The 11,725-nt window shown below is 55.0% G+C and carries 10 protein-coding genes; 5 read left to right on the top strand and 5 right to left on the bottom strand.

Annotated features, from left to right (window positions below; translation table 11 throughout):
• The first annotated feature begins 273 nt into the window (after positions 1-273).
• The 3 genes from F1728_RS22240 to F1728_RS22230 all read left to right on the top strand — a co-directional run bounded on the left by F1728_RS22240 (position 274) and on the right by F1728_RS22230 (position 3,913).
• Positions 274-1,527, top strand: a complete 1,254-nt coding sequence (locus tag F1728_RS22240; protein ID WP_228030291.1) for a PQQ-binding-like beta-propeller repeat protein — start codon at positions 274-276, stop codon at positions 1,525-1,527.
• A 27-nt stretch (positions 1,528-1,554) separates the two neighbouring features.
• Positions 1,555-3,048, top strand: a complete 1,494-nt coding sequence (locus F1728_RS22235) for a cryptochrome/DNA photolyase family protein (RefSeq protein ID WP_155365906.1) — start codon at positions 1,555-1,557, stop codon at positions 3,046-3,048.
• A gap of 85 nt (positions 3,049-3,133) precedes the next feature.
• The gene (locus F1728_RS22230) at positions 3,134-3,913 is read left to right on the top strand and encodes a class I SAM-dependent methyltransferase (protein WP_194242469.1); all 780 of its coding nucleotides are present in this window, start codon (positions 3,134-3,136) and stop codon (positions 3,911-3,913) included.
• A gap of 119 nt (positions 3,914-4,032) precedes the next feature.
• Here the strand turns inward: F1728_RS22230 and F1728_RS22225 are convergent, their stop codons facing one another.
• From F1728_RS22225 to F1728_RS22210, 4 genes are all read right to left on the bottom strand, one after another.
• Entirely contained in the window at positions 4,033-4,443 is a 411-nt protein-coding gene (locus F1728_RS22225) for a VOC family protein (protein ID WP_145042762.1), read from the bottom strand.
• A gap of 14 nt (positions 4,444-4,457) precedes the next feature.
• Entirely contained in the window at positions 4,458-4,682 is a 225-nt protein-coding gene (locus tag F1728_RS22220) for a helix-turn-helix domain-containing protein (protein WP_145042764.1), read from the bottom strand.
• Positions 4,683-4,761: 79 nt separating this feature from the next.
• Positions 4,762-5,295, bottom strand: coding sequence for a DUF2975 domain-containing protein (locus F1728_RS22215; RefSeq protein WP_145042766.1), 534 nt, complete (start codon positions 5,293-5,295; stop codon positions 4,762-4,764).
• A gap of 111 nt (positions 5,296-5,406) precedes the next feature.
• Positions 5,407-6,852, bottom strand: a complete 1,446-nt coding sequence (locus tag F1728_RS22210; protein WP_228030290.1) for a sulfatase-like hydrolase/transferase — start codon at positions 6,850-6,852, stop codon at positions 5,407-5,409.
• 249 nt (positions 6,853-7,101) lie between these two features.
• On the opposite strand from F1728_RS22210, the gene F1728_RS22205 reads away from it, so the two are divergent.
• Both F1728_RS22205 and F1728_RS22200 read left to right on the top strand, forming a co-directional pair.
• The gene (locus tag F1728_RS22205; RefSeq protein ID WP_155365904.1) at positions 7,102-9,288 is read left to right on the top strand and encodes a WD40 repeat domain-containing protein; all 2,187 of its coding nucleotides are present in this window, start codon (positions 7,102-7,104) and stop codon (positions 9,286-9,288) included.
• Between the two features lie 169 nt (positions 9,289-9,457).
• Positions 9,458-9,919, top strand: a complete 462-nt coding sequence (locus F1728_RS22200; protein WP_155365903.1) for a hypothetical protein — start codon at positions 9,458-9,460, stop codon at positions 9,917-9,919.
• Between the two features lie 82 nt (positions 9,920-10,001).
• On the opposite strand, the gene F1728_RS22195 is transcribed toward F1728_RS22200, so the two are convergent.
• Positions 10,002-11,627, bottom strand: a complete 1,626-nt coding sequence (locus F1728_RS22195) for a calcineurin-like phosphoesterase C-terminal domain-containing protein (RefSeq protein ID WP_155365902.1) — start codon at positions 11,625-11,627, stop codon at positions 10,002-10,004.
• Positions 11,628-11,725: the final 98 nt, after the last annotated feature.

Raw genomic sequence — 11,725 nt, 5'->3', positions numbered from 1 at the left:
GTTTATTATATGATCCAAACTCGTTTTACAATCGGAATTTAGCTTTTTCTCTGAATTTGAACTGCAGAACTTTTTTGCCACTTTAAATCTGAGCTCTTTGTCTATAACTAGACAGATTTCGGAGGCAGCATCCTGAGAGATCAACGTTTTTTTATCCGAGCTCTATTTTCGCAAGCTAAGTCATTCCTTGATATAAGTTTACCACAAATTTCCGAATGTTGCACCTGTTCTCTCTCAGTTTTCATTTCGGTCCCCTGCAGGAAAGTGTCACCCATGCATCAATTCAGACTGATATCACTGTCGCTTGTTTTTATGTTCGGATTCACGGCGAGTGCCACCAGTGCGGATCAGACACTTCCCAATCAGAGCTGGTCCCAGTGGCGCGGCCCCCAGCGGGATGGCACACTTTCCGGAACGACTCTGCCTGATTCACTGAGCGAACAGAATCTGAAAATACGGTGGGAGCTCCCTCTGAGTCCGGGGTATTCGGGACCGATTGTGACTGCGGACCGGGTGTTCGTGACGGAGACCGTCAACGAGGAGACCGAAGTTGTCCGGGCTCTGGATCGTCAGACCGGCAAGGAACTCTGGAAACAGTCCTGGCCTGGTGCGATCAGTGTTCCCTTTTTCGCGAAAGCGAACGGGGACTGGATCCGCGCCACACCCGCGTTCGATGGAGAGCGACTGTATGTCGCCGGCATCCGGGACGTACTGGTCTGCCTGGATGCAGCCAGCGGCAGCATTCTCTGGCGGCTCGACTTTGTGGAGCAGCTCAAATCTTCGCTACCCTCATTCGGCTTCGCTTCATCTCCCCTGGTGACTGATAAGGCAGTTTATGTGCAGGCGGGTGGCGGTTTCTGTAAGGTCAACAAGTTGACAGGGGAAGTCATCTGGCGCGTGCTGGAAGATGGGGGCGGCATGTTCGGCAGCGCATTCTCTTCTCCCTGCCTGGCGGAACTGGATGGCGTGCAGCAGATCCTGGTTCAGACCCGGACTACCCTGGCGGGTGTCGATCCGGAATCGGGTCAGGTGTTCTGGGAACAGAAAATCCCCGCCTTTCGTGGTATGAATATTCTGACGCCGGCTGTTGTGAACAACACCGTGTTTACCAGCAGCTATGGCGGACGTTCGTTTCTATTTAACATTACCCGCAACGATGGAAAGTGGCAGGTTAAGGAACTCTGGTCGAATGCGATTCAGGGTTATATGTCATCGCCGATCATCCTGGACGGGTACATTTACCTGCATTTGAAAAATCAACGTTTTACCTGTCTCGATCTGAAAACCGGGAAAGCGGTCTGGACAACGGCCCCTTACGGTAAATACTGGAGCATGGTCACCGATGGTCAGAAGATTCTGGCGTTGGATCAGAAGGGGGAACTGCTGTTGATCAAAGCCAGTCCGAAGAAATTTGATCTGATCGATCAGCGAAAAGTCGCCGACGACTCCTGGGCTTACCTGGCTGTCAGCGGGAAGGATCTGTTTATCCGCGACCTGAAGCAGCTTTCTGTTTACCAGGCAGAGTAGGACAATCTGAAGAACGAAGAGGTTAGCATGAGCGTTCCTGAAATGCGTATCCGCCAGTTGAATAAGGCTCCGCTCAAGGGTGATGGAGACTACGTTCTGTACTGGATGATCGCCAACCGCCGCACCCGTTTCAATTTCAGCCTTGAGCGGGCGGTTGAAGTGGCAAAAGGACTGGATAAACCGCTGGTCGTCTTTGAAGCCTTGCGCTGCGGTTACCGCTGGGCCAGCGATCGGATGCATCGTTTTGTCCTGCAGGGCATGGCGGATAATCGATCAAACTTTGAAGAGACTGTGGCGACTTACTACTGTTATGTGGAACCCGAGGCAGGTCATGGATCCGGACTGCTGGAGGCACTGGCCGAAAAAGCGTGCGCGATCGTTACTGATGATTTTCCCTGCTTCTTTCTACCGCGGATGCTGGAACACGTGGCCCCGCGTCTGCCCGTCAGCCTGGAAGCCATCGATTCCAATGGACTGCTGCCCCTGCGAGCCGCCTCTCAGGTTTATCCCACGGCGTATGCGTTTCGTCGCTTCCTGCACAAGGAACTGCCGCCCCACCTGCTGGAGATGCCTAAGACAAATCCGCTGGCGCGTATTAAACTGCCCGAACTGAAATCGCTGCCTGATAAAATTCTCGACCGCTGGCCGATGGCGACCGACGAACTGCTGACCGCCACACCTGAAGTGCTGGCGGACCTGCCCGTTGATCACAGTGTTGGTCCAGCATCCTTTGACGGCGGTGAAGAAGAAGCCCTGAAAGCGCTGCGGCGTTTCTTCGATACCCGATTCGAACGCTACGCGGACGAACGGAACCTGCCTGAAGAAGAAGTCACCAGCGGGCTCTCCCCTTACCTGCACTTCGGTCACATCTCGGTGCACGATGTGTTTGATTCCATCGCCCGCCGGGAAGACTGGTCGGTCGAAAAAGTGATGGATCAGAAGGCGACGGGCAAACGCGCCGGGTGGTGGCAGATGAGTGAGACGGCGGAAAGTTTTCTGGATGAACTGATCACCTGGCGGGAGCTGGGGTACAACATGTGCTGGCAGCGGGATGACTACGACCAGTACTCTTCCCTGCCCGACTGGGCGCAGACCACGCTCGACGAGCACGCGTCCGATCCGCGCGAATATACTTACTCACTGGAAGAGTTCGAACAGGCGAAAACACATGATCCCCTCTGGAACGCAGCCCAGACGCAACTGGTGACCGAAGGCCGCCTGCATAATTACATGCGGATGCTGTGGGGCAAGAAAATCCTGCACTGGTCGGACTCTCCGCAGGACGCGCTGGAGATCATGATCGAACTCAACAACAAGTATGCGGTCGACGGTCGGAACCCGAATTCGTATTCCGGTATCTTCTGGTGCCTGGGTCGTTACGATCGTGCCTGGGGTCCCGAGCGGGAGATCTTTGGAAAGATCCGCTACATGACCAGTCAGAACACGGCCCGCAAATTCAGCGTCGATGGCTACCTGGAACGCTACGGGAATCAGAAACGCCAGGGGGCGTTATTCGATTGAAGTTTACAGCTGCCCTGCACTACACTGACTCCCTGTCAGCCTAATCAATAATGTTTGTCAGTGCGCAAGACCAGGGAGCCCGGCGGTGGCCAGAGATCTTTTTCAGGGAACGGTGCCTTATTACGTGCGGTATCGCGTGCCCTACCCCGAAGAGCTGCTCTCTCGAATCCGGGACCGGGCTGCGACGTCGGGAGACGGACTTCTACTGGACCTGGGCAGCGGCACCGGTGAGATCGCCTTACGGCTGGCGCCTGACTTTCGCGAAGTGACGGCCGTCGAACCCGATCCTGCGATGCGATCTGCGGGACTGACGAAGATGCGGGAACAGCAGATTGATAATGTCAGCTGGCGTTCCGAAACCGCGGAAGCCTTCTCTGCGGACGAGAAAACATTGGAACTGGTAACGATCGGCGCAGCCTTCCACTGGATGGATCGCGGACTGCTGGCGCGACGGATTCGAGGCTGGCTGCGTCCCGGACAGCCGCTGGTGATCATGGGGTACACGAGCATCTGGAGTGGGACTGCGGACTGGCTCCCACTGGTGCGGGAAGTTCTGCAGCGCTGCCTGGGAGAAAAACGGCGTGCGGGTTCGGGCAATTATCCCGAACTCTCCCAGCCTCATGAGGAGATCCTGCTGGAAGCGGGCTACCAGATCGAGGAACTCAAGACCCGGATCACACAACAGTGGACGCTGGAGACACTGATCGGCAATCTCTATTCGACGTCCTTCGCCTCCCCAGCGGTTCTGGGAGAAAAGCAGAGTGCCTTCGAAGCCGACCTGAGGCAGACGCTACTCGACTTTGATTCCCGCGGCACGTATTCCGAAGAGATGACCTTCTACGCCCTGCTGGCGTGGCCCGTGTAGTTCGTATTATTAATTCGCATGGCAGGCCCCATTTCCGGTTCGATAAGTGAACGCGTTCCTTCAGCCGCGGTTCTTATCAGAACGAAGCCCATGTGTCGAGGTCTTTTGTCCAGTGCTGCTCAGTAAATGGGCCAGATGCCGGGAGTGGCGAGTTCGAGCACATGGTCGTCGGGATCGCGGAAGTAGAGACTTTCGCCACCTCGCGGCCAGCTCATGCGGCTGATAATTTCCACGCCTGCAGAGACGAGGCGTTCTTCCCATTTTGCGAGGTCGTCCCGTTCGATGGCGAAAGCGAAGTGGACCGGACCGTCTCCGTCGTGGGGTGGAATCACACCCCCTTCGAGATGGGCTGCGGTATGGGTGGCGCCACGTTTGAAGATCAGAAACACGCTGCGGTCGCCGGCGTTCATGGCGCAGAACCGCTGGTCCTCCGCCATGATTTCGAATTCAAACAACTGCCGATAAAAGTCGACCGCGGTCTGCAGGTCATCCACGTAAATCGACGTCTCCAGTACGCCATGCACTTTCACTCTGGTCTCTCCTCTCAGGCTGCCTGACTCTGTGCTTCCGCTTCATAACGCAGGATATCACCGGGCTGACACTCCAGGTATTCACAGATCTTTTCCAGCGTCGCGAAGCGAATCCCTTTGACTTTCCCCGACTTGAGCAGCGAAAGATTCTGCTCGGTGATTCCCACGTGTTTTGCCAGATCGCGTGAGGTGACTTTGCGTCGGGCCAGCATGACATCCAGTGTTATACAAATTCGCATCGATTCCTGCTTCGCTCGCTAAAACTCGTGTTAAGCTCTGATTCTACTATAGCTGAATTCCGGGCGGGTCACCAGACGTCTAAATGATCTGGGCGTGTTCTTCCGCGATCAGGCTGGCTCGCTTTAACAGATTCGCCAGCAGAAAGATCAGTGCGCCAACTCCCGCCAGGATGAACTGATTCGAACCGATGCTGATCGCCAGCATTTTCTGTCCGGGCGGATTATGCATCGTCAATACCACACTGAGCGCCGCTCCGCAGATGGGAGATAATAAAGCAGAGCCCATCAGCCCCAGGGCAAAACGTTTCAGCAGCCGACTGTTTTGTGTGCCCAGATAATCTTCGGCACAACAGGCTTTGAGAAAACGACGTAGCGAAATCAGCCCCCAGTACGTGGGTGCGATCAGCAGGGCTGAGAGTAAAACCATGCCCACTTTAGTTGATACCGGCAACGGAAAAGGAATGGCTTGGACAGGAATCCTGCCATTCTGTTTCGCGATCAGGTCGGCACAAAACCAGACCCAGATTAGAAATGCGGGCATCACCCAGAGGGACAGTGCACACAGATAATACAGAATACGGCAAATGACACTGGTACGATCTTTTCGAGCCATCTCAGGAATCCTTTCCAAAGGGTTTGTTGTTGAACGGCGAATTTTTATCGTTTTACGATAAACAGCACAACCCCGGTTTTTGAGATTTCGGGATCGTTTCGATTGGCCGCTCTAACTCCCCTGCGACAGCCAGCCTCCCGGCTGGGGTGTCGCGGTGGACTGCGTATCGCGGTACCAGGCTTTGAGCTGCTTGAGCATTTTCGCAGCCTGGGCGGGTTCGGTTTTCTGCAGGTCCTCTTTCTCGCCCGGATCACGATCGAGGCGATAGAGTTCAACCTTTTCATTTTCGAAGGTGCCTGGTTTTGCGCGGGGATGCTGCACGACCAGTTTCCAGGGACCGTCTCGCATCGCTTCTGCGCGTCCGCCCCGATTCGAAAGTGAGGCCCAGAACAGCGGACGCGGCGAGAGCGATTTCTGTTCAAACAGAACCGGAGAGAGATCGACGCCATCCAGGGGACGCTCCCGGGGCGGAGTCACCTGGGCGATTCCCAGCAGAGTCGGCATGACATCGATGCTGATCGCGGGGACATCCGAGACGGTGCCCGCCTCGATCTTGCCGGGCCACCAGGCGATAGCAGGCACGCGATGGCCGCCTTCGTAAACCGAACCTTTGGCGCCCCGTAGCGTGGGACTACCACTCGGGAAATCACGCGAGGGACCATTGTCCGAGAAGAACAGCACGAACGTATTTTTATCGAGTCCCGATTTCACGAGGAACTCACGAATCTGCCCTACGCCTTCATCGACGGGGAGCGTCATCCCTTTGAACTTCTCGATGCGTTCCCCTTCATGGGCCGGCTTCCAGCGTTTCCAGCCTTCGGCTTCGGTGCGACGAACCGGATCGCCGGGGACCTGAACCGGGTTGTGAATCGCTTCATGCGCCAGGTAGAGACAGAAGGGACGGTCCTGGTTGTCCTTAATGAACTGCAGGGCGTACTGATTAATCAGGTGCGTCGAGTAGCCGGGTTCCTCGGTCTCCTTGCGTCCGTGCCACCAGTCGTGTTTGACGTGGTCTCCCACGTGACTGATGAAATCGATATTGCCGCTGTGATAACCCACGAAGGTATCGAACCCGTGATTGTCGGGATGATACTCAGCGGAATTGTGTGGGTAGCCCTGGTGCCATTTCCCGATCAGGCCGGTCTGGTAACCTGCCTGTTTCAACAGTTCGGCGAAGGTGTTTTCGCTGCGTTTCAAACCTTTCAGATGCTCGGGATGATCGCTGACCGGATGGATGACCGCTTCAATGCCGGCCCGCTGCTGATAGCGACCGGTGAGCAGACCGGCCCGCGTGGGCGAACAGACGGTGCCCGAAGAATGGAAGTCGGTCAGCTTCAGACCTTCGGCTGCCAGCCGATCGATCTCGGGAGTTTTAAAGTAGGGATTGCCGAAACAACTGACTCCGGCATAGCCCATATCGTCCACCATAATCACGATCAGATTAGGTCGATCTCCCGGCGTCCGCGGAGCCGCGGCTGTAGTGCTTCGTAGACCAGACAGAGAGAGACAGAGCGTCAACAGGCACAGACTTAAGCTACGCATCCCGGAATTGAGCACGATTCGATTCCTCTTTGATAACAGGTAGAAACGGGAAGATCAGGCGGGTCGCGAATCGATTATAACAGACGCGGGAGGAAAAGCACGGTTGCACTCCCAGAGACTGCTATGACAGTCTGACCGGCATCCTTTGGAATCTGAAATTTCTGCTTGCGTTCCTGTAAACAATTCAGGACTATTGTACTTCAGATCAGTCGATCCAAATTCATTTCTTATCTTTCTGGATCTCTTAGCTGGCGGGACCAAATCATGATTCAATTCCAGTGTGAACACTGTTTTCAGGAATACAAAGTCCGCGATGACCGTGCGGGGCAGACCCTGAAGTGCAAATCCTGTGGAGAGCGGATGCAGGTTCCTGCAGGCGAGGATGACCTGCTGGACGATTTCTACGAGGACGACGAGGAAGTCTACGAACGCCAGGCCCGGCCGGCGCGTAAAAAGGCGTCATCCAAAGGGGGCAAACAGAAAAAGCAGTCCGGGAACAGCGCTAATTCTCCGGTGACCATGATTGCTGGTAGCGTGGCCTTCGTGGTGATGTTCTTTGTCTCTTATACGCTGGTCCGTTCCCTGATGGGGGGTGGAGAACCGGAAGAGATCGCACAGCCACATCAGGAACTGGCTCCCGCTGGAGTGACACCGGCACCGGCCCCCGCGCCTGTCGAGGAAAAAGCCGAGTCAGAGACACCGGCGAAACCGATGGAGGTCGCACAATCCAAACCGGTGAGCGGTCAACCGGCGGAGAAAAAACCGACTCCGGTCCCCACGAAACCGAAACCGCAGCCCGAACCGGAGCAGAAGTGGACGTCCCTCGTCGATCCGCCGCTGGTGACCGCGGACTGGCCGGAATCGTCACGCTTGAAAATTGACCTGAAGAATGCGGAAGAGAAACTGGTGGTGCCCAGCGGGTCCGGTCCGGTGGTCGCCGTGCAGTATAAGAACCGTAATCTTTATCACTTTGACATCTGGAACCTGGCGACGGAGAAGAAAATCGGTGAGATCTCGATCACGCCTCCCCAGGAATGGATGATCCTGACGCCCAAATTCAAACTCAGTGCAGACGGGAAATATCTGCTGCTGAATATTACCGAACGCACGTCGAAAATCCCCAAGCTGGTCTGCTGGGATACCACGACCGGGAAAATCGTTTCCGAATGGCAGGTTGATGCGCCCGGCAGCGTGGTCTCTTTATATGAAATCTGCGGGAACAATGGCGCGTTCGTGCAGTTGATCCGCAAAGACGGGGGCAAATACAAAACGATTCTCAAACGCTGGGACCTGCAGACCGGAAAGCTCGAACAGGAAACCGAGATCAAATCCAGCGAGTTCGCGAGCCACAGTTACCTGGTCAGTCCGGGAGGCAACTACCTGTCTACCAACACAAGTAACAAAGTTTTCTTCTACGACCTGCGCACGCTGAAACTGCTCTATCTCATGGAGCTGGACGGTCACCTGGATCCCCGTGCAAAATACTATTCGCTGCAGGCTCTGGATTTTTCGCGGGATGGCAAACAACTGGGGATGCTGGTCACCGAATCAGGCAAAACCGAGATCTGGTTGGTGAACCTGGAAGATGGCAAGCCGGAACGGGCCTTCGAAGTAGCCGGCAACCTGAGCGATCAGTTCAGTCAGCCTTCCTACGAAGGGAACAAGCTGGAACTGACCCCGTCCGGCAGAAGTTTTCTGCTCTACGGTGCCCTGCTCGTCGATCGCGAGAGCCGGCGGAGTGTGTGGGTCCTCGAACCGCCACCAAACGTGATTATCCGCCGCCCCCTCTACCTGACTCCCCATTACCTGTTTGCGAACACCGACAGTGCACTGACCGATGACAAGGGACGTCTGCGACTTAACCGTAAGCCTCAACTGGTGACGGTACCTTTGCCGGAGAAACAGATCACGGATGGCCTGGCAGCTTACCAGAGCGAATCGGATGCGATTCTGAGGACCGGCTCGAAAGTCAGTATCAATGTCAACGTGGTGAATATCAAATTCGGCAAGGAGGACGAAGTCAAAGAAGTTCTGCAGGAAGTGCTCAAGGATCGCCTGGAAGCAGATGGTTTTGAAGTGGCGGAAGACCAGCCGCTGATTTTCCAGATGGAATACCAGGAACAGGAGGGGAACAAGCTGCAGATGTCGAAACGGGGCCGGCCTTCGCCCGGGAATCCGCTGGGACGCACTCCCACCGGGGAAACACTGCAATCGACGGCAGCCGCGTTTAAGCTGTCGTGGGTGCAGAAGTCTCCCAAGCGGACACTCTGGACCAAACAGGTGCTGGTTAATCCCCGCTTTCTGATTCTCCGCAATGCCACCGAACAGGAGGCCCGCGAGCAGATGTTTGAGGGACTGCAGAACCGGTTGATGGGGGAACTGATTCCCTACTTCATCCCGAAAGAAAAAGGGCTCTCGATGCTGCCCGGCGAGACACAACTGCCGGAATAATTATTCGCTTTTCGACTCATTGTGTTTCATCCATCACGGTTTAACCGGGTCTTCTCGCGAAAGCAGTATTGAACTGCAGGCGATCGCCGGACTACAATACAGGACATGCAAGTCCATTAATATAATGGCGCACTGACTTTTACCTGCTATTCAATTGAAGGATGATTCCATGCGTAAACTGGTATACGGCTTGATTTGTGGTCTGTTCATCATGGGACTCGGAACCGATGCGGAAGAAATCCAGACAGCGCGTGCTGACGATGCGGACCAATGCGAAAGCAAGCCGGGCGATGATAAGGATCTGGAAGGTGAGAAGCGGCTCAGCAAGTTCATGCACGAAAAACTGACCAGCTCGCAACTCGTACTCGAAGGACTGATGATCGAGGATTACGAGAAGATGCAGAAGGGGGCCAAACGCATGATCGAGATGAGTAACGCCACTGAATGGCAGGTCGTCGAGGGGCCCATCTTTGCCCGTCAGAGTGAAGAGTTTCGTTCCGCCGCCAAGCAGGTGATTAAATTCGCCAAAGAGAAAAACATCGACGGCGCCTCGCTCAGTTATCTGCACCTGACAATGACCTGCATCAACTGCCATAAGAAGGTCAACAAAGTGCTGATTTCGCAGCGTTAAGATTTCACAACGAAAAAACAACGGGACCTGTGAAGCGAATTCACAGGTCCCGTCAGATCAATGCAAGTGATCCTCACAGTGCTTACTTTTCAGTAGACGCTGTCTTCTCGGATGGTTTCGCGGGGGTGATGCGGATGACGCGTCCCGCGACATGTTCATCGCCGTCCATCTCGACCGTGCGGATCCGCAGCAGATGCGTACCCGGCTTCAGTCCGTCGGGCAGCTTGGCCTGCCAGAGATGGGTTGAGTTCTTGGCCTTGGGGAGATTGCGATAAGATTTCTCTTCGACGCCGTTCTCCGTTTCGGACAGCTTCTTGAAGCTGGGATCGATGGCGACAATCCGCTCCATGGGAGCCCAGCTGCCGGACTCGCCAATCTGCATTTCCACCTTCGATTTTTCCGAACCGTTAAATACGTTGACCATCACGTTGGTTTCCGCGACCTGATCGACGGTGACCGCTTCAGGGGCGATGATATTCATCTGGTATTTCGCAGCACGACCGGCGGCACGAAAGTCCAGGTTATATTCTTTGCCGTCAAAGGTAATGATGGAATAACCGTTGGGAGCACCGTCGGCCATCATCGTATGCGGAATGCCCCGTTCATCCGGCGCACCGGACCACCAGCTGCCGCTGACGGTCACATTGATGATGTGATGGTGTGGCTTGGCGCCCCGCCAGCCATCTTCCTTCGTAATGAAGCGGTGTTCGTGGTGGTGGGTATGACCGGAAATGGACATACAGAAGGGACGCTTTTCAATCAGGCGGTACAGGTCCTGGCGATCTTCCACGCCGACCAGCGGGATGTGCATCATCAGGACAACCAGCTGATCTTCGGGAATCTGCTGCAGATCGTTCTTGACGAATTCGATCTGCTCTTTGCCGAGACCACCCTGGTATTTCCCTTTTTTCTTTTTGTTCTTCTTTGATTCGTCGGTGACGATCCATTCGATGTCGTCCAGCACGATGAAATGTACGGTGCCGTAATCGAAGGAGTAATAAGAGGGACCGAAGGCCCGCTCGAATGTTTCATCGCTCAACTTATCGTTGGGGGCATCGTAGTTGATGTCGTGGTTGCCGATTACGTTGTACCAGGGAATTCCCAAGAGGGCGATACCCCGTGCCTGCGATTCGAACAGCGACAGATCGTCAAACAGAATGTCGCCCAGCGTGACGCCGAACGAAGCATCGGTGCCGACGAGGTCTTCGATTACATCATGGGCGATGTAGTCGATCTCTTTCTGATCGCGGGGCTGTGGATCGCCGAAAAAGAGGGCGCGGAACTGATTGGGCTCTTTTTGCGGATAGAGAGGAAAGTCGACCGATTTCGGCAGCGGTCCGGTAGGGGCGACGCCGGCGAAGTGTGACTTGGGTGAGCCCTTGGGTTTGTGAATGTAATAGAACTCGGGTGTGAGATTCTTGCTCAGCGGAGTCCGCCAGTTGCGGGGTTTGATGACGAACAGAATGGTGTCATCGGTAACGGGGAGTTCATACTTTCCGTTTTCATCGGTGCGAACGACCTTGAGACCATTCGAGACGGCAACGCCCGGCAGCGTTTTCTCGCCGGCATCGAACTTCCGATTCTGGTTGGCATCATGAAATACGTATCCTGTGGCAGTTTTACCTGACGATTCCGCCCGGCTCAGCCCCTGCTGGGTCAGCAGGAACATTCCTGCCAGCAGCATGGTAGTCAGTGTGAAGCGACGCATTGAAATATCCTTGTAAAGAATCCCGTGGTCTAAACAATCTTTAGTAATATGTTACGCCACCGAGGGACGAGACAAAACCCACAGCCTCATTTTTTCGG

Origin of the sequence: Gimesia benthica (assembly GCF_009720525.1) — a bacterium.
GTDB classification, from domain to species: Bacteria; Planctomycetota; Planctomycetia; order Planctomycetales; family Planctomycetaceae; genus Gimesia; species Gimesia benthica.
This window is presented reverse-complemented; position numbering and strand designations above follow the sequence as displayed.

Coding starts and splice junctions, on each gene's coding strand:
- F1728_RS22235 (WP_155365906.1), top strand. CDS start 1,555: ATGAGCGTTCCTGAAATGCGTATCCGCCAGTTGAATAAGGCTCCGCTC.
- F1728_RS22215 (WP_145042766.1), bottom strand. CDS start 5,295: ATGGCTCGAAAAGATCGTACCAGTGTCATTTGCCGTATTCTGTATTAT.
- F1728_RS22220 (WP_145042764.1), bottom strand. CDS start 4,682: ATGCGAATTTGTATAACACTGGATGTCATGCTGGCCCGACGCAAAGTC.
- F1728_RS22200 (WP_155365903.1), top strand. CDS start 9,458: ATGCGTAAACTGGTATACGGCTTGATTTGTGGTCTGTTCATCATGGGA.
- F1728_RS22195 (WP_155365902.1), bottom strand. CDS start 11,627: ATGCGTCGCTTCACACTGACTACCATGCTGCTGGCAGGAATGTTCCTG.
- F1728_RS22240 (WP_228030291.1), top strand. CDS start 274: ATGCATCAATTCAGACTGATATCACTGTCGCTTGTTTTTATGTTCGGA.
- F1728_RS22205 (WP_155365904.1), top strand. CDS start 7,102: ATGATTCAATTCCAGTGTGAACACTGTTTTCAGGAATACAAAGTCCGC.